23 protein-coding genes are annotated in these 19,126 nt (G+C 68.6%); 10 read left to right on the top strand and 13 right to left on the bottom strand.

What is annotated here, in order from left to right; genetic code table 11:
* Positions 1-45 precede the first annotated feature (45 nt).
* The 3 genes from ACE3T2_RS12250 to ACE3T2_RS12240 are packed head-to-tail and all read left to right on the top strand — an operon-like array spanning position 46 to position 2,770.
* The gene (locus ACE3T2_RS12250) at positions 46-1,326 is read left to right on the top strand and encodes a cytochrome P450 (protein WP_374657695.1); all 1,281 of its coding nucleotides are present in this window, start codon (positions 46-48) and stop codon (positions 1,324-1,326) included.
* Between the two features lie 8 nt (positions 1,327-1,334).
* The gene (locus ACE3T2_RS12245; protein WP_374657693.1) at positions 1,335-2,354 is read left to right on the top strand and encodes a phosphotransferase family protein; all 1,020 of its coding nucleotides are present in this window, start codon (positions 1,335-1,337) and stop codon (positions 2,352-2,354) included.
* A complete protein-coding gene (locus ACE3T2_RS12240) occupies positions 2,351-2,770 on the top strand; it encodes a hypothetical protein (RefSeq protein WP_374657691.1) in 420 nt (139 codons plus the stop codon). The genes ACE3T2_RS12245 and ACE3T2_RS12240 overlap by 4 nt, the downstream gene beginning before the upstream one ends.
* Positions 2,771-2,774: 4 nt before the next feature.
* Here ACE3T2_RS12240 and ACE3T2_RS12235 read toward each other — a convergent pair whose 3' ends face one another.
* Positions 2,775-3,098 carry an antibiotic biosynthesis monooxygenase gene (locus ACE3T2_RS12235; protein ID WP_374657689.1) on the bottom strand — a complete coding sequence of 108 codons (324 nt, stop codon included), beginning with the start codon at positions 3,096-3,098 and terminating at the stop codon, positions 2,775-2,777.
* Entirely contained in the window at positions 3,095-3,403 is a 309-nt protein-coding gene (locus ACE3T2_RS12230) for an NIPSNAP family protein (RefSeq protein ID WP_374657687.1), read from the bottom strand. The genes ACE3T2_RS12235 and ACE3T2_RS12230 overlap by 4 nt, the downstream gene beginning before the upstream one ends.
* A 103-nt stretch (positions 3,404-3,506) precedes the next feature.
* On the opposite strand from ACE3T2_RS12230, the gene ACE3T2_RS12225 reads away from it, so the two are divergent.
* On the top strand, positions 3,507-4,196 hold the full coding sequence (locus tag ACE3T2_RS12225) for an ArsR/SmtB family transcription factor (protein ID WP_374657685.1): 690 nt from the start codon (positions 3,507-3,509) through the stop codon (positions 4,194-4,196).
* On the opposite strand, the gene ACE3T2_RS12220 is transcribed toward ACE3T2_RS12225, so the two are convergent.
* Positions 4,141-4,593 (bottom strand): DUF1810 domain-containing protein, encoded by a 453-nt coding sequence (locus ACE3T2_RS12220; RefSeq protein WP_374657683.1) that lies wholly within the window; start codon positions 4,591-4,593, stop codon positions 4,141-4,143. The two genes, ACE3T2_RS12225 and ACE3T2_RS12220, sit on opposite strands and share 56 nt — an antisense overlap.
* A gap of 110 nt (positions 4,594-4,703) precedes the next feature.
* Between ACE3T2_RS12220 and ACE3T2_RS12215 the strand changes: the two genes are divergently transcribed.
* Positions 4,704-5,108, top strand: a complete 405-nt coding sequence (locus tag ACE3T2_RS12215; RefSeq protein WP_374657681.1) for a Zn-ribbon domain-containing OB-fold protein — start codon at positions 4,704-4,706, stop codon at positions 5,106-5,108.
* Between the two features lie 15 nt (positions 5,109-5,123).
* On the top strand, positions 5,124-6,263 hold the full coding sequence (locus ACE3T2_RS12210; protein ID WP_374657679.1) for a hypothetical protein: 1,140 nt from the start codon (positions 5,124-5,126) through the stop codon (positions 6,261-6,263).
* A 220-nt stretch (positions 6,264-6,483) separates the two neighbouring features.
* Here ACE3T2_RS12210 and ACE3T2_RS12205 read toward each other — a convergent pair whose 3' ends face one another.
* Positions 6,484-7,611, bottom strand: coding sequence for a zinc-binding dehydrogenase (locus ACE3T2_RS12205; protein WP_374657677.1), 1,128 nt, complete (start codon positions 7,609-7,611; stop codon positions 6,484-6,486).
* Between the two features lie 235 nt (positions 7,612-7,846).
* On the opposite strand from ACE3T2_RS12205, the gene ACE3T2_RS12200 reads away from it, so the two are divergent.
* From ACE3T2_RS12200 to ACE3T2_RS12185, 4 genes are all read left to right on the top strand, one after another.
* Positions 7,847-10,351, top strand: a complete 2,505-nt coding sequence (locus ACE3T2_RS12200) for a TonB-dependent receptor (RefSeq protein WP_374657676.1) — start codon at positions 7,847-7,849, stop codon at positions 10,349-10,351.
* A complete protein-coding gene (locus ACE3T2_RS12195; protein WP_374657674.1) occupies positions 10,351-11,850 on the top strand; it encodes a CehA/McbA family metallohydrolase in 1,500 nt (499 codons plus the stop codon). The genes ACE3T2_RS12200 and ACE3T2_RS12195 overlap by 1 nt, the downstream gene beginning before the upstream one ends.
* A gap of 90 nt (positions 11,851-11,940) precedes the next feature.
* The gene (locus tag ACE3T2_RS12190) at positions 11,941-12,543 is read left to right on the top strand and encodes a two-component system response regulator (RefSeq protein ID WP_374657673.1); all 603 of its coding nucleotides are present in this window, start codon (positions 11,941-11,943) and stop codon (positions 12,541-12,543) included.
* Positions 12,540-13,016: a hypothetical protein gene (locus tag ACE3T2_RS12185; RefSeq protein WP_374657672.1), complete on the top strand. Its 477-nt coding sequence runs from the start codon at positions 12,540-12,542 to the stop codon at positions 13,014-13,016. Before ACE3T2_RS12190 ends, ACE3T2_RS12185 begins: the two co-directional genes overlap by 4 nt.
* A 32-nt stretch (positions 13,017-13,048) precedes the next feature.
* On the opposite strand, the gene ACE3T2_RS12180 is transcribed toward ACE3T2_RS12185, so the two are convergent.
* The 9 genes from ACE3T2_RS12180 to ACE3T2_RS12140 form a co-directional block, all read right to left on the bottom strand.
* A complete protein-coding gene (locus ACE3T2_RS12180; protein ID WP_374657670.1) occupies positions 13,049-13,498 on the bottom strand; it encodes a hypothetical protein in 450 nt (149 codons plus the stop codon).
* Positions 13,495-14,091, bottom strand: coding sequence for a response regulator (locus tag ACE3T2_RS12175; protein ID WP_374657668.1), 597 nt, complete (start codon positions 14,089-14,091; stop codon positions 13,495-13,497). The genes ACE3T2_RS12180 and ACE3T2_RS12175 overlap by 4 nt, the downstream gene beginning before the upstream one ends.
* Before the next feature lie 12 nt (positions 14,092-14,103).
* Entirely contained in the window at positions 14,104-14,472 is a 369-nt protein-coding gene (locus ACE3T2_RS12170; protein WP_374657666.1) for a hypothetical protein, read from the bottom strand.
* Positions 14,472-15,032 carry a chemotaxis protein CheD gene (locus ACE3T2_RS12165; protein WP_374657664.1) on the bottom strand — a complete coding sequence of 187 codons (561 nt, stop codon included), beginning with the start codon at positions 15,030-15,032 and terminating at the stop codon, positions 14,472-14,474. The genes ACE3T2_RS12170 and ACE3T2_RS12165 overlap by 1 nt, the downstream gene beginning before the upstream one ends.
* Entirely contained in the window at positions 15,029-15,418 is a 390-nt protein-coding gene (locus ACE3T2_RS12160; RefSeq protein ID WP_374534304.1) for a response regulator, read from the bottom strand. Before ACE3T2_RS12160 ends, ACE3T2_RS12165 begins: the two co-directional genes overlap by 4 nt.
* Positions 15,418-16,455: a chemotaxis response regulator protein-glutamate methylesterase gene (locus tag ACE3T2_RS12155; protein ID WP_374657662.1), complete on the bottom strand. Its 1,038-nt coding sequence runs from the start codon at positions 16,453-16,455 to the stop codon at positions 15,418-15,420. Before ACE3T2_RS12155 ends, ACE3T2_RS12160 begins: the two co-directional genes overlap by 1 nt.
* Positions 16,452-17,336 (bottom strand): protein-glutamate O-methyltransferase CheR, encoded by an 885-nt coding sequence (locus ACE3T2_RS12150; protein WP_374657660.1) that lies wholly within the window; start codon positions 17,334-17,336, stop codon positions 16,452-16,454. Before ACE3T2_RS12150 ends, ACE3T2_RS12155 begins: the two co-directional genes overlap by 4 nt.
* A complete protein-coding gene (locus tag ACE3T2_RS12145) occupies positions 17,333-17,803 on the bottom strand; it encodes a chemotaxis protein CheW (RefSeq protein ID WP_374657658.1) in 471 nt (156 codons plus the stop codon). The genes ACE3T2_RS12150 and ACE3T2_RS12145 overlap by 4 nt, the downstream gene beginning before the upstream one ends.
* A 2-nt stretch (positions 17,804-17,805) precedes the next feature.
* A partial coding sequence (locus ACE3T2_RS12140) for a chemotaxis protein CheA (RefSeq protein ID WP_374657656.1) occupies positions 17,806-19,126 on the bottom strand: 1,321 nt, incomplete at its 5' end.

Genomic DNA, 19,126 nt, shown 5'->3' with positions numbered 1-19,126 from the left:
ACGTAAGGTTACGTGACGTGAACCAGTGAAGAGCGCACGGGAGAGATGAGCAGCACCAGCGCGCGCATTCCGGACGAGCACGCCGTCAATCTGGTCGATCCGACGGCCTATGCCGACGGCCGTATTCACGACACCTATGCATGGCTGCGGGCCAACAACCCGTTCGGCCTCGCCGAGGTCGAAGGCTTCGAGCCCTTCTGGGTGGCGACCAAGCATGCCGACATCCTGGAGATCAGCCGGCAGAACGCCCTGTTCCATTCGGGCGACAAGGCGACGGTCATCACCAACAAGGCGGCCGACACGGCGGTTCGCGCGATGATGGGCGGCAGCCCGCATCTGGTGCGCAGCCTGGTGCAGATGGACGCCCCCGATCACCCGAAGTACCGCGCCTTGACCCAGGCCTGGTTCATGCCGCCGAACCTGCGCGGGCTGGAGGACCGCATCCGCGGCATCGCCCGGCGCGCCGTCGACAAGATGGCGGCCACCGGCGGCGAGTGCGACTTCGTGCGCGAGGTGGCGCTCGGCTATCCGCTGCACGTGATCATGGAGATCCTGGGCGTGCCGGAGGAGGACGAGCCCCGGATGCTGACCCTGACCCAGGAGCTGTTCGGCGCCGCCGACCCGGAGCTGGCGCGCGACGGCGGCCAGCAGCGGGACATCGAATCCCTGATGCGCGATGGGGTGATCGCCGACTTCTACGCCTACTTCACCAAGATGTCGGCCGACCGCCGGGCCAATCCGCGCGACGACGTCGCCAGCGTGATCGCCAACTCCACCATCGACGGCCAGCCGATCTCCGAGCTGGAGGCGATGAGCTACTACATGATCGTCGCCACCGCCGGCCACGACACCACCTCCTCCTCGACCGCCGGCGCGCTCTGGGGCCTGGCGGCCAATCCCGGCGAACTGGCCAAGGTGAAAGCCGACCCCTCGCTGGTCCCCGGCCTGGTCGACGAGAGCATCCGCTGGATCACGCCGGTGAAGACCTTCATGCGCTCGGCCACCGAGGACACTGAGTTCGCCGGCCGCCGGCTCGCCAAGGACGACTGGATGATGCTCTGCTACGCCTCGGGCAACCGGGACGAGGAGGTGTTCGACGATCCGGCCGCGTTCCGCATCGACCGCAAGCCGAACAAGCACTTGGCCTTCGGCTACGGCGCGCACCTCTGCCTGGGCCAGCACCTGGCCAAGATGGAGATGCGCATCCTCTGGGAGGAGCTGCTGCCGCGGCTGGACAGCCTGGAGCTCAATGGCGAGCCCAAGCAGAGCCTCGCCACCTTCGTGAACGGGCCCAAGACGATGCCCATCCGCTTCAAGATGCACTGAGCGGGCGTATGGCGTTGGAACCCCGTCTGGCCGCTTACATCGCCGCGCGCATGCCGCAGGCGGCGGAGGTCGCCGTGCACGACCTCTCGCGTATTTCCGGCGGCGCCTCGCGCGAGACCTATCGCTTCCGCCTGACCTGGCAGGAGGGGGGCGTGGCGCGCGAGCGCAAGCTGATCCTGCGGCGCGACCCGCCCGCCTCGCTGATCGACACCGAGCGGCGGATCGAGTTCGAGGCCTATCGCGCCTTTGCCGGCAGCGCCGTGCCAGTCCCGGAGATGCTGTGGTTGGAGGAGGGGACTGACGCCCTCGACCATCCGTTCTTCATCGCCGAGGAAATCGCGGGCTATCAGGCTTCGCCGATGCTGCTGTTCGGCCCGCCCTATGTCTCGACCCTGGCCCAGCTCGGCCAGCGCAAGTGGACCATCCTGGGCGAGATCGCCAAGGCCGACGCGGCCGCGCTCGGCCTGACGCAGGTCATGCCGCCGGTCGCCGCCGACGCCTGCTGGGACCGCGAACTCAGCTACTGGGAAAAGGTGCTCGACGACGACGAGGCCGAGCCCTTGCCGATCACTCGCGCAGCGATCCGCTGGCTGCGCGCCAATCCGCCGCCGCCCGCCCAGAAGGTCGGGGTGGTGCATGGCGACTTCCGCACCGGCAATTTCCTCTATGACGAGGCGGGCGGCGTCCACGGGATCCTTGACTGGGAGATGTGCCACCTGGGCGATCCGCTGGAGGACCTGGGCTGGAGCTTCAATCCGGTCTGGTCGTTCGGCCAGGGCATGGCCGGCGGCCTGCTGCCGCGCGCCGAGGCGATCGCGGTCTGGGAGCAGGCCAGCGGCCTGAAAGCCGATCCCGCCGCCCTGCACTGGTGGGAGCTGTTCAACTGCGTGAAGGGCCAGGCGATCTGGATCTCCTCGGCCCGCGTCTTCCTCGACGGCGGCAACCGGGAGCCGATCACCGTCTATCCGCCCTGGGCGCTGCAGAACGCCCAGGACCGCGCCACCCTGCAAGTGATGGGACGCCTATGATCCCCGCCGTACCCGCCGTCCTGGCCGAGATCGCCGGCATCGCCCTGCGCAACACCATGCCGGACGTCCACCCCGCCGACCGCGCCTCCTCGCTTGGCTTATCGGCCGCGCTGCTCGGCATGGCCGCCGAGGTCTGGGACGGCATGGCCGCGCGCCTGGTGGAGGAGAACCGCGCGATCCGCCTGTTGCTGGCGCGCGCCGGAGAGGTCGGGCTCGACTTCGCCGCGCTCGTCGTCGGCTCCGACGAGGACCTGCGGATTAGCGCTCTGAAGGCGTCCAACGGCGACCTACGCGCGGCGCTCATCGACTTGCACGCCGCCGCCGAGACAAAGGCGGCAGGCGGCCTGGAGGCGGCCATCTGGGCCGAGCTCCTCGCCTCGACCCAGCGCCGCAAGCTCGCCGCCTCGCCCGTCTGAGGAACTAGGCTGGCGCCTGGTCGCGATCCTCCAGTCCGTAGTCGCGCACCACTTTCGCCACCCGGATGCGGTAGCGCGCGAAGATCCCGTCGCGGCCCACGGCCTGGCCTTGGCGGTGGCGCGGGTGACCCCGCCAAGCCGCCACCGCCGCCTCGTCCCGCCAGAACGACAGCGACAGCAGCTTGCCTGGCGTCGTCAGGCTTTCGAACCGCTCTATGGAGAGGAAGCCGTCGATCCCGTCCAGCAGAGGCCGCAGCACGGTCGCCTCGTCCAGATAGTCGTCGCGCCGGCCCTCAGCGGTCTCGCCTTCGAAGATCACCGCGATCACGACGTCACCGGGGTCAGGAAGGTCCGTTCCTCGGAAAGGATGAAGCGCCGTTCGCGCGCCAGGGCGAAGTTCGCCGCCCCGGCCGGATCGGCGCGCAGCCGCGCGCGATAGGCCTCGTAGGCGGCCAGGCTCGGGAACGAGATCATGGCGTGGGCGATGTTGTCGGTTCCCTCGTGTGGCAGCCAGTAGCCGACCAGGTCGCCGCCGCAGGCGGGGATGACGGTCAGCCAGGTGCGCGCATAGGCTTCGAAGGCCTCGCGCTGGAACGGGTCGATAACGTAGCGGATGGCGCAGGTGACGGTCATGGGTTCCTCGGCGGTTGAGGCGCCCTTCCTAGGTCCGCAAAGGGCGCCGACGCTTCGACGCCGGTCGAATGATGGCAGCCAGGGTTTGGGGTAGGATCGCCTCATGAAGCTTGGACCCGACATCTCGCGCCTCGCCGCCCTGATCGGTGATCCGGCCCGCGCCAACATGATCAGCGCGCTGATGGGCGGCTGCGCCCTCACCGCCGGCGAACTGGCGCAGGAGGCCGGCGTGACGCCGCAAACGGCGAGCTCGCACCTAGCAAAGCTGGCCGACGGCGGATTGGTCGTCCCGCGCCGCCAAGGCCGCCACGCCTATTATGCCCTGGCGGGCGAGGACGTGGCCGAGTTGTTGGAGCACTTGGCGGGGCTAGCCGCTCGCAATGGCGCGCTGCGCACCCGCACGGGCCCGCGCGAGCCAGCGCTGCGGACGGCGAGGGTCTGCTACGACCATCTGGCCGGCGAGCTGGGCGTGGCCATGCTCGACAGCCTGACCGCCCGCGGCCTGATAGAGGATCGCGAAGGATCGCTGAGCCTCAGCGACGAGGGCGCCGGCTTCATGCGCGCCTTTGGCGTCGAGCCGCAGGGGCTCGTCCGAGGCCGTCGCCCGCTCTGCAAGGCCTGCCTGGACTGGAGCGTGCGCCGCAGCCACATGGGCGGGGCGCTGGGCAAGGCGCTGCTGGAGCGCATCTACGCCCGCGGCTGGGCCCGCCGCCTCGAGGGAACCCGGGTCGTCGCCTTCAGCGCGCCGGGCCTGGCGGCGTTTCGACAGGCCTTTCCAGAATCGCCAGGGTGAGCGGGTCGCGTTCGCCGCCGAAGAACCGCGCCAAGGCGTCGCGGAAGGCCGTCTCGCTTGGCGCCACCGCATTGAACAGCGTCAGACAAGAGCGGAACTTCAGGTCGTCGGGAGAGCCGAAGATATGGCGGGCCGACCCGCTGGCTTCGCAGGCCAGTTCGGTCAGGTCGCGCAGCCGTGATCCGAGCACCGGGTGGTCGAGATAGGCCAGCGCTTCGGCCTGTGACTCGATGGCGTAGCGCTGGGCCATGGCGCTGGCGCCCAGCCCCGCGAGCTGGGGGAAGACGAACCACATCCAGTGCGTCTGCTTGCGCCCAGCCTCCAGCTCGGCGCGCGCCGTAGCGATCATCGGGCCTTGCGCGTCGATGAAGCGGGCGAGGTCGTAGGGGTCGCTCACGGCTTTTTCCCTTGCGTCAGGATCGACAATCGCCCGCGCTCGGGCTTTGCTGCCGCGCCCGCTTCGCTGCGGGCCATTTCAAACGACGATAGATTAGGGACGAATTTCGGATGGCGAGAATCCTGCCTGAACCAACGCCCGAAACCCAGCATTTCTGGGACGGCGCAGCCCGGGGCGAGCTGCTCCTCCAACGCAACAAGGCCACCGGCGAGGCTTATTTCCCGCCGCGTCCGTTCTGCCCCAAGACCGGCTCGCGTGACGTCGAGGTCTTCAAGGCCAGCGGCAAGGCGGTGCTTTGGTCCTATGTCATCAACCATCGGCCGCGCCCCGACATGGGGACCGAGCCCTATGCCATTGCGGTGGTGAAGCTCGAGGAAGGGCCGACCATGATGACCAACATCGTGAACTGTCCGCAGACCCCTGAAGCCCTCGTCCTCGACATGCCGCTCGAGGTCGTCTTCGAGAAGATGAGCGACACCATCTCGCTGCCCTTCTTCCAACCGGCCACGGCGTAAGCGGGAGCAAGCCAGATGCAGAAGAAATCCGTCGCGGTCGTCGGGGCCGCGGAAACCACAAAGCTGGGCAAGATTCCGGACGTGTCGGTCATCGGCCTGCACGCCGACGCCGCCCTCAACGCCATGGCTGACGCCGGCCTGACGCCGGCCGACATCGACGGCGTGGCCACCGCCGGCATCAGCCCGGTCGAGCTCGCTCACTATCTCGGCATCAAGCCGACCTATGCGGACGGCACCAGCGTCGGCGGCTGCTCGTTCATGCTGCATGTTCGCCATGCGGCCGCGGCCATCGCCGCCGGACACGCCAAGACCATCCTGATAACCCATGGCGAATCCGGCCGCTCGCGGGTGGGGGCCGGCGGCTGGGCGCGCTCGCCCTCCAGCCTGATGGGCCAGTTCGAGATGCCGTTCGGCGTCACCTCGCCGCCGACCATGTTCACCGTTCCGGTGCTTCGCTACATGAAGACCTACGGGGTGACCGAGGAAGACTTGGCCACGGTCGCGGTGATTCAGCGCGAGTGGGCCGCGAAAAACCCGCGCGCCAGTTTCAAGGACCCGATCACCGTCGACGACGTGCTGAACTCGCCGATGATCGCCTGGCCGTTCCGGATGCTGATGTGCTGCCTCGTCACCGACGGCGGCGGCGCGCTCATCCTGACCAGCGCCGATCGGGCCAAGGACTTCCCGCAGAAGCCGGTCTACATCCTCGGCACGGGCGAGAGCGTCGAGACGCCGATGGTCTCGCAGATGTACGATTTCACCTCGTCCACGGCCTTCAAGATCTCGGGCAAGAAGGCGTTCGACGAGGCCGGGATCAGCCACGCCGACGTCGATCACCTGATGATCTACGACGCCTTCGCCCACCTGCCGCTCTACGGCCTGGAGGACCTGGGCTTCGTAAAGCCGGGCGAGGCCAAGGACTTCATCCGCGAGCGCAACACCGCGATCGGCGGCAAGCTGCCGCTCAACACCAACGGCGGCGGCCTCTCCTACATGCACTCGGGGATGTACGGCATGTACGCCCTGCAGGAGAGCGTACGTCAGATGCGCGGCACGGCGGCGGCCCAGGTGGAAGGCGCCAAGATCAGCGTCGCCCACGGCGTCGGCGGCATGTTCGCCGCCTCCGGCACGGTGATCTTCACCAACGAAAAGTGATCTAGAAACAGCGGCTTACCGCAGCTGATGCTGCACCCATGCCGCAGGGCGTGGGTGCAGCATTCCGAGGGTGTCATCCCGGTTTGCGCAGCAAGACCGGGACCCATGAACACCGGATGGCTCAGGAAGCGGCTCGGCTGCGCCCATCCTCCGGACTCAGGTGGCAATGGGTCCCGGTCTTCGCCTTCGGCGAAACCGGGATGACACCATCGGATGAAACCTACGCGTCCTTGGTCGGGACGATCAGGTACTTCTCGCCGGTCGCCTTGCGGGTATAGGCGGCGATGACTTCGGGCTTCAGGACCTCGGCCAGCGAGATCTCCGCCGTGTAGTGGCTGGCGAAGGTGGTCTTCAGCTCGGCGCTCACCCGCGCGCGCAGCTTGGCCGCGTCGGGGCCGATCTTCATCAGGAACGGGGTCAGCAGCCAGCCGCAGACGCCCCAGGCCAAGCCATAGCTGCGGGCCAGTTCCGTCGGGCGCAGGTCGAGACCGCCGTAGATATAGACCTGCTTGTGCACTGAAGAGCCGTAGCGGCTGTAGACGGCCGCGTTGCGGTTGATGGCGACCTCCATGGCCGACAGGATCTGGGAAGCCAGCTTGCCGCCCCCAATGGCGTCGAAAGCGATGGTCGCGCCGGTCTCGGCGATGGCGTCGGTCAGTTCGTCCATGAAGGTCGGCGAGGTCGAGTCGACGATGTGCTTGGCGCCGATGTCCTTGAGGATCTTCGCCTGCTCGGCGCTGCGCACGATGTTCACCAGGCCGATGCCGTCGGCGATGCAGATCTTGTTGAGCATCTGGCCGAGGTTCGAGGCCGCCGCGGTGTGGACCAGGGCGGTGTGGCCCTCGCGGCGCATGGTCTCGGTCATGCCGAGCGCGGTCAGCGGGTTGACGAAGCACGAGGCGCCGTCGGCGGCGGTGGCGCCCTCGGGCAGCGGCACGACGTCGGCGGCCTTTGCGATGCGGTGCTGGGCGTAGGTGGCGCCGCCGATCAGGGCGACGAGCTTGCCGAGCAGGGCCTGGGCCTCGGGCGAGGACCCAGCGGCCACCACCTTGCCGGCGCCTTCGTTGCCGACCGGCATGGACTCGTCGAGCCGCGCGGTGAGGGCGCGCATGAACTGCTGGGGCACCGGGGCGGTGACGACCATATCGGCGCCTGCTCCAGCGACCTTGACCTGCGAGACGTCGGCGGGCCCGAGCAGCAGGCCGAGGTCGGAGGGGTTGATCGGCGCGGCCTGGATCTCGACCAGCACCTCGTCAGCGGCCGGTTCGGGGAGCGGAACCTTGGCCAGCGACAGTTCCAGTTCGCCGCTCGACTTCACCAGCGAGCGCAGTTGCAGGCTCGTTTCCATGGCCGTCTCCATTTGTTGCTTACGACGTAAATATGGTCGGGCCGCCGCGGCGGCAATCCCCAAAATCGCACGATCGGTCGCACTGTCCGGGTAGGCGCGCAAGATGTTCCGTGGCCGTACCGCATGCAACAAAACGGCAGAAAAGCTGTCGTGCCGCCGACGCCCATCCGTCGCGGGAGCGATATGTTCGGCCTCTAAAGCCCCGCCCAGGACTGTTCTCCGGGGCTCGATTCTCATGAAATCCGTTCTCTTCGCCGCGGCCGCCAGCGCCGCGTTCGCGACCGCCGCGCCCGCATTCGCCGACGCCGACTCCACGGTCGACGAGGTCATCGTCACCGCGCGCGCCGGGATAGAGGCGCAGAAGAAAGTCGAGGCCAGCTACGCCATCACCGTCGTTGGCGAGGAGAAGCTGCGGCTGCAGTCGCCGGTCAGCGTCGCAGAGGCGCTCAAGAACGTGCCCGGCCTGTGGGTCGAGGCCTCGGGGGGCGAGGTCGGCGCCAACATCCGCGCCCGCGGCATCCCGCTGGAAGGCTATTCGACCGTCGCGCTCTACGAGGACGGCCTGCCGGTCCAGCACGACGGCGGGCTGGGCTTCCTCAACACCGACTTCTCGATGCGCCTGGACGAGACGGTCCAGCGCATGGAGGCCGTTCGCGGCGGCCCGTCCTCGATCTTCGCCTCCTACGCGCCGGGCGGCGTGGTCAACTTCATCACCCGCAAGGGCGGCGATCAGCTCGAGGGCCTGGTGAAGGCCCAGGTCGGCGACTACGGCCTCTATCGCGGCGACTTCTGGGTCGGCGGGCCGGTGGCCGGCTTCCGGCTCGGCCTCGGCGGCTTCTATCGGGTCAGCGACGGCGTGCGCGATCCCGGCTACCGCCCGGACGAGGGCGGCCAACTGCGCTTCTCGATCGGCAAGGACTTCGAGCGCGGCTCCATCGACTTCAACGTCAAGCGCATCGACGACAAGGTGATGTTCTACCTGCCGATCCCGGTGCTCTACGACACCAGCGGCGACCCGCGGGGCATGCCCGGGCTCGACCCTAACTTCGGCACGCTCAGCGGTCCGGACACAGCCCGCCTGACCTTCCGCACCAACCGCGGCCCGTTCAATTTCGACGCTACCCGCGGGGCGCAGACCAGGCTCACCCAGTATACCCTCGGCGTGAAGTACGAGCTCGGCGACTGGCGGCTCGCCGAGAACCTGCGCTACCGCACCAGCGACATCACCCGCGCGGCCCTGGTGCCGAACACCGCGGTGGCGGCGACGACCCGCGCCTCGCAGTTCTCGCTGGCCGGCCAGCCTGCCGGATCCACGATCCAGTTCCGCTATGCGAACGCCCCGAACGAGGTGTTCGACATGGCCGGCCAGAACGGCAACGGCCTGGTCATCGACGCGGCCATGCGCGAGCAGGACATGAGCCTGGACGAGTGGGTCAACGACCTGCGTCTCCAGCGCCGGTTCGAGGTCGGCGGCCAGTCGCACGACGTCGCCTTCGGCGTCTACGCGGCCAAGGTCGAGGAGGAGTTCTTCCACATCGGGGCCCTCGCCCTGATCGACGTGCGCAGCAATGCCCGGCTGCTGAACGCGGTGGTGGTGGGGCCGACCGGCCAGGTGATCTCGACCCTGACCGAGAACGGGATCACCCGCTACGGCTCGCACATGCAGCACGCCATGGGCGAGTCCAAGACTTTCGCCCTCTACGCCTCCGACGAATGGCGCCTGACCGACAGGCTGCGCGTCGATCTCGGCCTGCGCTGGGAGAAGGTGACGCTGGAGGGCCGCAACGAGAACACCGCCAACCTCAATCTCGGCCAGTCGCCGACCGCGGCCGACGACGCTGTGCCCAGCCTGACCGGCGTCTACGTCCCCTATGACCGCGAGTTCGACGGCTGGTCCGGGGCGCTGGCCTTCAACTACGAGATCGCGCCGGACTTCGCGGTCTACGGCCGCTACACGCGCGCCTTCCGCCTGCCCTCGATCGGCGACTTCCTGACCAACCCGACCAACACCGCCCCGCGCACCCAGGGCTTCGACCTGGTCGAGGGCGGCCTGAAAGTCGAGCGCGACCGCTTCAGCCTCTACGCCACCGCCTTCTACACGGCCTTCGACAGCCAGGGCTTCAGCGAGACCCGATACGACGCCGCCACCAACAGCTTCATCAGCCGCACCGAGTTCGCGTCCACCCGCGCCTACGGCGTCGAACTGGAAGGCGTCGTGCGCCCGACCGAATGGTTCGACGTCAGCTTCGCCGGCACGGCCCAGGATCCGCGGGTCGGCGATTTCATCTTCAACGAGCGGGTGGCCAAGGTCGCCGGCGCTTGCCCCCTGCCGGGAGACACCCCGACTCCGGCCGGCGACTGCCTGCGCCAGCGCGACTTCTCGGGCGCCATGCAGATCCGCACGCCCAAGGTCAGCGGCCGCATCACGCCGGGCGTCAACCTGCTGGACGGCAGGCTGCGCGCCGAGCTCGACATTCAGTACTACGGCAAGCGTTACGGCGACCTGGCCCAAACCCAGATCCTGCCCGCCTACCACCTGATCAACGCCCAGGTCCGCTACAACGTCACCGACGCCCTGACGCTCTACGCCTACGGAACCAACCTCACCAACGAGATCGGGCTGACCGAGGGCAATCCCCGCGCCGGCCAGTTCATCAGCGGGGAGGGCGGATCGCGCATCGGCACGGCGCGGCCCGAGCTCGGCCGTGCGTTCCGGGCCGCCGTGCTATACCGGTTCTGATGATCAGGACCCTGCAGCAAGGCCTGAAGGCGGGGGCGGTGCTGGCCGCCCTCGTCGTCCTGGCGATCTTTTTCGACGTCGCGGTGGCGCGGGCCGCCGACCGCGCCCCGGACCAGATCCTGGCCGGCGTTCTGACCGGCGCGGCGCACGAGACCTATACCGAGTTGCCGTTCAAGGTTCCGCCAGGGATCGAGCGCATCACCGTCGAGTTCAGCTACGGCGGCCGCGAGCAGAAATCGGTCATCGATCTCGGCCTGCGCGATCCCCAGCGCTTCCGCGGCTGGAGCGGCGGAAACAAGAGCCGCTTCACGGTCTCGACCAGCGATGCGACGCCCTCGTACCTCCCGGGCGCCATGCCGGCGGGGGAGTGGAAGCTGATCCTCGGGGCGCCGAACATCCGCAAGGACGCGCGCGCCGACTATGTCGCGAAGATCTGGCTCGACCGCGCCGAAGCGCCCTTCGCGGGCTTCGGGGCGCAGCCGATCGTTAGCGGCGAGCGCTGGTGGCGCGGCGATCTGCACATGCACACCGGCCACAGCGACGGCTCGTGCAAGTCGCGCAAGGGGGTGACGGTCCCGTGTCCGGTGTTCAAGACCCTCGACGCCGCCGTGTCCCGCGGCCTGGATTTCGTGGCCCTGACCGACCACAACACCACCTCGCACTTCGAGGCGTTGCGCGAACTGGCCCCCTACTACGACGATCTGCTGGTCATGCCGGGCCGGGAGATCACCACCTTCTACGGCCACGCCAACCTGCTTGGCCCCACCGACTTCGTCGACTTCCAGCTCGGCGGCCCGCGCGCACCGGGGCTTGCGGACATCCAAAAGGCGGCCGAAGCGAGCGGCGGCCTGCTCTCGATCAACCATCCGGGCCTGCCGTCGGGCGAGCTCTGCATGGGATGCGGTTGGACCGCCCCGAACACGGACTATTCCCGCATCGCCGCGGTCGAGGTGATCAACGGCGGGACGACCCAGCCGCCGCTGTCGGGCATGGCCTTCTGGGAAAAGCGCCTGAATGAAGGCCTGCGGATCGCCGCGATCGGCGGGTCCGACAATCACGACGCCACGCTTGACCCCGCGAAGGCGCCGGCGATCGGCGTCCCGACCACCGTGGTTCGCGCGGGGGAGCTGAGCCAGGCCGCGATCCTGGCCGCGATCCGCGCCGGCCATGTCTTCATCGATGTCGCCGGTTCGCGCGACCGGCTGCTGGAGGTCACGGCGCGCGCTGGCGGCGCACAGGCGCAGATGGGCGACAGCTTGCGCGCGCCGGCCGGGGCGAGGGTCGAGTTCTCGGTGCGGGTGGTCGGCGTGCCCGGCGGCCGCGTCGTGATCTCGGGCGACGGCCCCGCGCCCGCCGGCGACTTGGCGCTGAGCTCCGCAGACCAGACCTTGGCGGTGGAAATGGTCGCCGACGGCCGTCCCCGCTGGTTGCGGATCGACGTGCGCGACGCCGGCGGTAAGCTCGCCCTGGTCGGCAATCCGATCTACCTGCGACCCTGATCTGCGCGCATCGTCGCAGCCGAAGGGGCGGAAACTCTTATTAACCACGGAGGCCTAGGCTTTCCGGCAGTCGTTTCTGTCGGGAACCCCATGGGTCTAAGTCCAGACTCCCGCGCCCGGTTCAATCTTGAACGCGCCTCCGTGCTGGTGCTCGACGAGTCCGGCATGGGGATGAGCATTCTCGTCCAGATTCTGACCGGCTTCGGCGTGAAGACCCTGCATCGCTGCGAGAGCGTGGCCGAGGCCAAGGACGCGATCGGCAAGGTCGAGGTCGATCTCATCGTCTGCGACGCCATGGGCGCGAGCGGCGAGGGCTATGATTTCGTCGAGTGGCTGCGCCGCTCCAAGATCGAGCCGAACTGCTACGTGCCCGTGCTGCTGACGGCGGGCCATACGCCGAGCACCTCGGTGGCCCGCGCCCGCGACTGCGGCGCCCACTTCGTGATGGTCAAGCCGTTGACCCCGATCGCGGTGCTGGAGCGCATCATCTGGATCGCCAAGGAGGGCCGACGGTTCGTCGAATGCGACACCTATGTCGGCCCCGATCGCCGCTTCAAGAACGAGGGCGTGCCGCCGGGCATGGTTGGTCGCCGCCGCGACGACCTGCAGGGCGATATCGGCGAGGCGCAGAGCCCCAACATGGACCAGGACGTCATCGACGGCCTGATGAAGACGAGGCTTGTGGAACTATGAGCGCAGTCAAGATCTTCACGCCGCCGGTGAAGCTGGCCAAGCTTTTGCGCACGCCGGGCGGCATGCGGGTGTCCGAGGCGGTGGAGCGGGCTGGGCAGGGACTGGAGAGCCTCAAGAAAGACTGTCTGGCCGAGCTCCAGGGCGTGCTGGACGCGGCCGAGGCCTGCGCCGCCCGCGCCGGTCCCGACTATGACGCGGCCCTGGCCGGCGAGCTCTATGCGATCGTCGCCAAGCCGATCGGGGTGCCGAGCGTCTGCGGCCTGAAGTCGGTGGACACCGCCCTGATCAGCCTGTCGGACCTGCTGGACTATCTGAAGGGACAGGAGCGGTGGGACGCCAATGCGGTGGCCGTGCATCTGCGCGCCTTCCGCCTGCTGCTGCACACCGAGGGTGCGGCCGATGCGGCCGGAACCCAGGCGATCCTGGCCGGCCTACAGAAGGTCAGCCAGCGTTACGCCAAACCTGCGGGCTAGTCTTCGCGGCCTTCGAACGAAGGCCGTGCGCGTCACGGATTGAGGCGGTCGGTGATGCTCCACAGGCCGTCGACCACTGATTTCAGCGTCGCCGGATCCTGGCCGTCCTTGGTCCACAGCAGCCGCAGCGCGCTCACGTGCACTGTGATCGAGGTCCAGTCGAGCCGGCTGTGGGTCCGCTGGCGGTCGACCAGCTCGCAGAGGCTGTAGCAGGCGTCGCAGAGCACGCGCTTGTCGAACAGGCCGGCGACGTCGAGGATCGTCGAGGCCTCGCCATAGACGGTGTCCAGCGAGACGTTCTGCTCGCGGCTCATGGCCTCGAGGCGGCCGATCATGGCGCCGATGGACTTCATGGCGTCGCCCGCATGGGCGGCCAGCTCGCGTTGCGCGCGGTCGCTGGCCATGCCCGCGGTCATGCCGCCGGGCCGGGCGACCTGTTCGGTCAAGCGGTACTTGACCTTGACGAATTCGGCTTCGCTCACAGTTGCGCCTTCATGGGTTTGAGCAGCATGTCGATGTCCGACTGATCCATGTTCGGATCCTTGGCCGCGCCGACGTGAGTCGAGAGGTCATCCTTGCGCCGCCCCTTCACGCCAAGGGGCGGGCCCATGTTCTTGAAGCGGCGGTCGGGGCCGACATAGCCCTCGGCCACCACCATCTGACGTTCGTCCTTGGCCACCCAGAACACCCGCTGCAGCAGCAACTCGGGCGTGAAGGGGCGGGAGACGACGAAATTGGCTCCGGAATCGCGGCTCTTCTCGACCATCGAGCGCGCCGCGTGGCCGGTCAGCATGATCACCGGGGTGAAGCGCGAGGCTTCCGGCGCCTCACGCCGCAGCCAGCGGACGAAATCGTAGCCGTCCATGTCGGGCATCGACGCGTCGCTGACGATCAGGTCCAGTTCCTGCGTCTTGACGATGTGCATCGCCTCGGAGCCGCTCGCCGCCTTGAACTGCTTGCGCACCCCGAAGCCGCGAAACATCGCGGTCAGCGCGTCCATGGCCTGCGAGTTCTGTTCGACCAGCAGGACCACGGAACGGTCTAGGTTGATCCGGATCTTTGGGTCGAGGGCCATGGCCGCACCGTATCAGAAGAGATCCAGGTCGCCGGCGTCGGCGGACTTGAACCTGACCGGCGCCTCGCGCGTCACCCGTGCAAGCCGGTTGGCCAGGTCGCCGAGCGTCACGCCCGCCACGGCGTCGGTCAGATCGTAGGCGTCGCTCTCGGCCTGGGCCGAGAGCTTGCGGGTGAAGGTCGCCAGGGCCGCCAGGTGCTGGGTCAGCACGTCCAGGGTCTGGGCCTCGTGCAGCGCGATGGCCAGCGGCTCGCCGCGGCTGGCGCGCACGAGCTGGGTGACCAGCGTTTCCAACCGGTCGCACAGCTCCCCGGCGTGCTCCAGTTCCTGGGCGATCGAGGCCAGGACCTCGGGGGCGCGGGCGGTCGCGGTATGGCTCATCAGAACAGCTCCACGGACCCTTCGTCCTCGACCGGCGCAGGGGTCCGCACCACAGGTTCGCGCAGACGGGTTAGCTCCGCGTTATCGGTCACGGTCCTTTGTTGCGCCCGCCCGGTGGTCGGCCAGTACTGGACGCGGCGGGCCGACAGCCCGCCCAGGCTCGAGCCGACGACGGGAATGCCTTCGTCGCGCAGGAATTTCTCGGCGAAGGCGGCGTTCGAGGCGCCCACGTCGGACAGTCCGCCGAACATCCGAGCCCCGCCGAACAGCTTGGCTTCAAGCCGGTCGCGGCGCGCGCCCGAGCGCAGTAGTTCGTTGATCAGCAGTTCCATGGCGTAGGCGCCGTAGCGCCGGCCCTCGTCCAGCCCCTCGGCCTTGCCTGTCGGCAGCAGGAAATGGTTCATGCCGCCCACGCCGGTCTTGGCGTCGCGCATGCACACCGCCACGCACGATCCCAGGATCGTGGTGAGCACGACGTCGGGATCGCTGGATATGTGATGCTCTCCCTGCACCACATGGATCCGCTTTCCGGGCCTGCCTGAGACGTTCTCGACGATCATGTGAGGGGGCCGAACACCGCTTCGATCTTTTCTTTGAGAGTCTGGGTGGTGAAGGGCTTCACCAGGTAGTTGTTGACCCCGAACTGCACCGCGCGCTGCACCAGCTCGCGGTCGGCGCGCCCGGTCAGCATGATGACCGCGGTCTTGGAGGTCGGGCCGTGGGCGCGGATCGCGCGCAGCAGGCCCAGCCCGTCCAGCTTGGGCATGTTGAAGTCGGTGATCACCAGGTTGGCGGGCGCCGCGATCAGCTGACGCAACGCTTCTTCGCCGTCGGGCGCCTCGCGCGTCTGGTTGATGCCCAGGGCCTGGAGGCTGGTGCGGATCAGCGAGCGCATGGTCTGCTGATCGTCGACGATCAGGGTTTTGATGCTGGCGGCGGCGGGCATCAGGCGCTCCTATGGATATCTGCGGCGGAGCAGAGGTTCAGAATGGCGGGGCCCATGCGGGTCAGGCCGACCTGCTTCTCGACGCCGCCCATCTCGAAGGCGACGCGCGGCATGCCGTAGACCACGCAGGACGACTCGTCCTGGCCCAGGGTCCGGGCGCCGGCCTTGCGCATGCCCAGCAGGCCGGCGGCCCCGTCGCGGCCCATGCCGGTCAGGATCACGCCGACGCTCGGCCGGTTCAGCTTTGCGACGGAGTCGAAAAGCACGTCCACCGAGGGGCGATGGCCGTTCACCGGCTCGCCGGCCCGCAGCCGGATCACCGGGTGGGAAGAGGACGTCACCTCCATGTGCATGTCGCCGCCGGGGGCGATGTAGACGTGGCCCTGCTGCAGCCGGTCTCCGTCCCTGGCCTCGGTCACGGTCGCGCCCGAGATGCGGTCAAGGCGCGCGGCGAAGCTCTTGGTGAAGGTCGCCGGCATGTGCTGGGTGATCACGGTGGGCGGGCAGGTCTCGGGGAAGGTCGCCAGGATGGTCATCAGCGCCTCGACCCCGCCGGTCGACGAGCCGATCGCCAGGATCACGTCCGAGGCGCGGTAGTCGCGGTCGCGTTCCACCGGGGCGGCCGGGCCGTTGTAGGGTTTCACGCGCGCCTTGGCGGCCGCCTTCACCTTAAGGGTCAGCTCGGCGAAGGCCTCCTGGGCGGTGACGCCGCCGACCGGCTTGCCGACGCAGTCGACCGCGCCCAGCTCCAGGGCCTCCAGCGTCACGTTCGCGCCGGCCTGGGTCAGGGTCGAAACCATCACCACCGGCGTCGGGCGCAGGCGCATGATCTTCTCAAGGAAGTCGAGGCCGTTCATCTTCGGCATCTCGATGTCGAGGGTCACGACGTCGGGATTGAGCTTCTTGATCTGCTCGCGCGCTTCGATGGGGTCGTTTGCGAAGCCCAGGACCTCGATCTCGGGGTCGCGCTTCAGCGCTGCGGCGATCAGGCCGCGCATGGTGGCGCTGTCGTCGACGATCAGGACGCCGATGCTCATCGCCCGGCTCCCTTCAGCGCATAGGTCGTCAGGCCGGTGGTCTCGAACTGCTGCGCAGCCGGGCCTGTGACACGCTCGGAGTGGCCGATGTAGAGCGCGCCGCCCGGCTCGAGCATCGGGGCGAAGCGGCTCCAGATGCGCTCTTGGGTCGGCTCGTCGAAATAGATCACGACGTTGCGGCAGAAGATGACGTCGAAGCGGCCCTTCATCGGCCAATCGCCGATCAGGTTGAGTTCGCGGAAGGCGACCAGCTCGCGCAGTTCGTCAGCCACTTCCCAGCCGCCGGGCGCCTTCTTGAACCACTTGCGGCGCAGCTCGAGCGGCACCGGGGCGACCGCGTCCTCGCGGTAGACGCCCGCCTTGCCCTCGGCGACCATGTTCGGGTCGATGTCGGTGGCCAGGATCTTCACGTCCAGCTTCGCCGCCTCGGGCAGCGCCGCCAGGACGGTGATCGCCATCGAATAAGGTTCCTGCCCGTTCGAGCAGGCGGCGGACCACAGGCGCACCCGGCCGCCCCTGCGGGCCCGCTCGGCCAGCTTGGGCATCATCACGTCGCGCAGGTGGTCGAAGTGGTGCGGCTCGCGGAAATAGCGGGTCACGTTGGTGGTCAGGGCGGCCATCATGGCTTGGCGCTCGTCCACGCCCTGCTTGTCTTCGACCAGGGCGCAGTATTCGCGGAACGAGCGCAGGCCGAGCGAGCGCAGCCGCTTGGCCAGGCGCGAATAGACCAGCGCCGCCTTGCCCTCGGCCAGGGCGATGCCCGCGTGGCTGTGCAGGATCTGGGCGATCTTCTTGAAATCGTCCTCGGTGAACAGGAACTCGCCTTCGACCAATCCGGCCGCGGCGCCGCCCCTGGCGCGCGTGTCGACCGGGCTCGTCATGCGGCCTCCGCCTCGGTTTCGGGCAGGACGCGGTCCAGCGAGATGAGGCTGACCATGCGCCCGTCGATGGCGAACAGGCCTTTCACGAAGGTCTTCACCTGGTCGCAGGCGACGTCCGGAGTCGGCTGCACCATGTCGTCGCTGACGTTGATGATGTCGCTCACCGCTTCGACCAGCAGGCCGAGCGTGCGGCCCCCGACGTTGACGACCATGATCACGTGGCGGGCGCTGGGCTCGCTGGTGGTCAGGCCCAGGCGCGCGCCCAGGTCGACGATCGGCAGCACCGCGCCGCGCAGGTTGATCACGCCCTTCATGTAGGACGGGGTGCGCGGCAGGGGCGTGGCCGGAGTCCAGCCGCGGATTTCGCGCACCTGCATGATATCGACGCAGAATTCCTGGTCGGCGATGCGGAAGGCGATCAGTTCGCGCCGGCTGCCGGCGCCGGTCTGGGTGAGGGTTTCGGACATGTTCATCCGGCCATTCGCTTCTCACTGCGCGGCGCCGGCTTGCGCCGGTGCTGCGTGGTCACAAGGGCGTCGACGTCGAGGATCAGGGCGACGCGGCCGTCACCCAGGATGGTCGCCGCCGCGATCCCCTCGATCTGTTGGTAGTTGGCTTCCAGGCTCTTGATGACGACCTGGCGCTGGCCCTGGATCGCCTCGACCAGCAGGGCCGCCTTGCCGCCGCCCTCGCTCTCGACCAGGACGGCGACGCCCTGGGAGGGTTCGGTGGGGGTGTCGCGGAAGCCCAGCGAGACGCCGACGTCGATCAGCGGCACGAAGGTCTCGCGGATGCGGATCACCGCGTCCTTGCCGCCGACATAGTGCACGTCCTCGGGGCGCGGGGTCAGGCTCTCGATGATCGTCGACAGCGGCGCGACCAGGGTCTGCTCGGCGGCGGTCACCACCATGCCGTCCAGGACCGCCAGGGTCAGGGGCAGGGACATGGTGAACTTGGAGCCCTTGCCGGGCTCGGACGAGATGGAGATGCGGCCGCCCAGGCCCTGGATCGAGCGGCGGACCACGTCCATGCCGACGCCGCGGCCGGAGATGTCCGAGATCGTCTCGGCGGTCGAAAAGCCGGGCAGGAAGATCAGGTTGTCGGTTTCTTCATCCGACAGCACTGCATCCTCGGCGATCAGGCCCTTTTCGACCGCGATGCCGCGCACGCGCTGGCGGTTGATGCCGCGGCCGTCGTCCTGAATCTCGATGACGATGCGCCCGCCGCGGTGCAGGGCGCGCATGTGCACCACGCCCTCGGCCGGCTTGCCGGCTTCGGCCCGGCCTTCGGGCGTCTCCAGCCCGTGGTCGATGGCGTTGCGCAGCATGTGGGTGATCGGGTCGGTCAGGCGCTCGATGACGGTCTTGTCGACCTCGGTGCCTTCGCCTTCCATGACCAGCTTCACGCGCTTGCCCACCATGTCGGCGACCTCGCGGACCAGGCGCGGCATGCGCTGGAAAACGCTCTTCACCGGCTGGGCGCGGATAGCCATGACGCTGTCCTGGATCTCGCGCGTCAGCAGCTCGAGGTCTTCCAGGCCAAGCACCACATTGGACGAACGAGCCAGGCCGCTTTCCAGCACGCGCTGGGACAGCATCGCCTGCTGGATGACCAGCTCGCCGACGGCGTTGATCAGGCGGTCGACCCGGTCCAGGTCGACGCGAATGGTGGCGGTCGGGGCGGCGGCCGGCGAGCCGCCGGCCGGAGCCGCGGCCGCGGGCGCCGCCGGAGCGGCAGGAGGCGGCGCGGCCTTCGCGACAGCGGCGGGCGGCGGCGCGGCCGGGACGGCT

The organism is Phenylobacterium sp. (genome assembly GCF_041919955.1).
In the GTDB taxonomy this organism is placed as follows: Bacteria; Pseudomonadota; Alphaproteobacteria; order Caulobacterales; family Caulobacteraceae; genus Phenylobacterium.
Note: the sequence above shows the minus strand (reverse complement) of the source record. Positions and strands in the feature narration are given on the sequence as shown.

Excerpts from the sequence above, each read along its gene's own strand:
- ACE3T2_RS12155 (WP_374657662.1), bottom strand. The coding sequence starts at position 16,455 with ATGAGCATCGGCGTCCTGATCGTCGACGACAGCGCCACCATGCGCGGC.
- ACE3T2_RS12145 (WP_374657658.1), bottom strand. The coding sequence starts at position 17,803 with ATGTCCGAAACCCTCACCCAGACCGGCGCCGGCAGCCGGCGCGAACTG.
- ACE3T2_RS12200 (WP_374657676.1), top strand. The coding sequence starts at position 7,847 with ATGAAATCCGTTCTCTTCGCCGCGGCCGCCAGCGCCGCGTTCGCGACC.
- ACE3T2_RS12175 (WP_374657668.1), bottom strand. The coding sequence starts at position 14,091 with ATGGCCCTCGACCCAAAGATCCGGATCAACCTAGACCGTTCCGTGGTC.
- ACE3T2_RS12165 (WP_374657664.1), bottom strand. The coding sequence starts at position 15,032 with ATGATCGTCGAGAACGTCTCAGGCAGGCCCGGAAAGCGGATCCATGTG.
- ACE3T2_RS12250 (WP_374657695.1), top strand. The coding sequence starts at position 46 with ATGAGCAGCACCAGCGCGCGCATTCCGGACGAGCACGCCGTCAATCTG.
- ACE3T2_RS12245 (WP_374657693.1), top strand. The coding sequence starts at position 1,335 with ATGGCGTTGGAACCCCGTCTGGCCGCTTACATCGCCGCGCGCATGCCG.
- ACE3T2_RS12150 (WP_374657660.1), bottom strand. The coding sequence starts at position 17,336 with ATGACGAGCCCGGTCGACACGCGCGCCAGGGGCGGCGCCGCGGCCGGA.
- ACE3T2_RS12190 (WP_374657673.1), top strand. The coding sequence starts at position 11,941 with ATGGGTCTAAGTCCAGACTCCCGCGCCCGGTTCAATCTTGAACGCGCC.
- ACE3T2_RS12185 (WP_374657672.1), top strand. The coding sequence starts at position 12,540 with ATGAGCGCAGTCAAGATCTTCACGCCGCCGGTGAAGCTGGCCAAGCTT.
- ACE3T2_RS12215 (WP_374657681.1), top strand. The coding sequence starts at position 4,704 with ATGGCGAGAATCCTGCCTGAACCAACGCCCGAAACCCAGCATTTCTGG.
- ACE3T2_RS12160 (WP_374534304.1), bottom strand. The coding sequence starts at position 15,418 with ATGCCCGCCGCCGCCAGCATCAAAACCCTGATCGTCGACGATCAGCAG.
- ACE3T2_RS12195 (WP_374657674.1), top strand. The coding sequence starts at position 10,351 with ATGATCAGGACCCTGCAGCAAGGCCTGAAGGCGGGGGCGGTGCTGGCC.
- ACE3T2_RS12205 (WP_374657677.1), bottom strand. The coding sequence starts at position 7,611 with ATGGAAACGAGCCTGCAACTGCGCTCGCTGGTGAAGTCGAGCGGCGAA.
- ACE3T2_RS12210 (WP_374657679.1), top strand. The coding sequence starts at position 5,124 with ATGCAGAAGAAATCCGTCGCGGTCGTCGGGGCCGCGGAAACCACAAAG.
- ACE3T2_RS12230 (WP_374657687.1), bottom strand. The coding sequence starts at position 3,403 with ATGACCGTCACCTGCGCCATCCGCTACGTTATCGACCCGTTCCAGCGC.
- ACE3T2_RS12240 (WP_374657691.1), top strand. The coding sequence starts at position 2,351 with ATGATCCCCGCCGTACCCGCCGTCCTGGCCGAGATCGCCGGCATCGCC.
- ACE3T2_RS12225 (WP_374657685.1), top strand. The coding sequence starts at position 3,507 with ATGAAGCTTGGACCCGACATCTCGCGCCTCGCCGCCCTGATCGGTGAT.
- ACE3T2_RS12170 (WP_374657666.1), bottom strand. The coding sequence starts at position 14,472 with ATGAGCCATACCGCGACCGCCCGCGCCCCCGAGGTCCTGGCCTCGATC.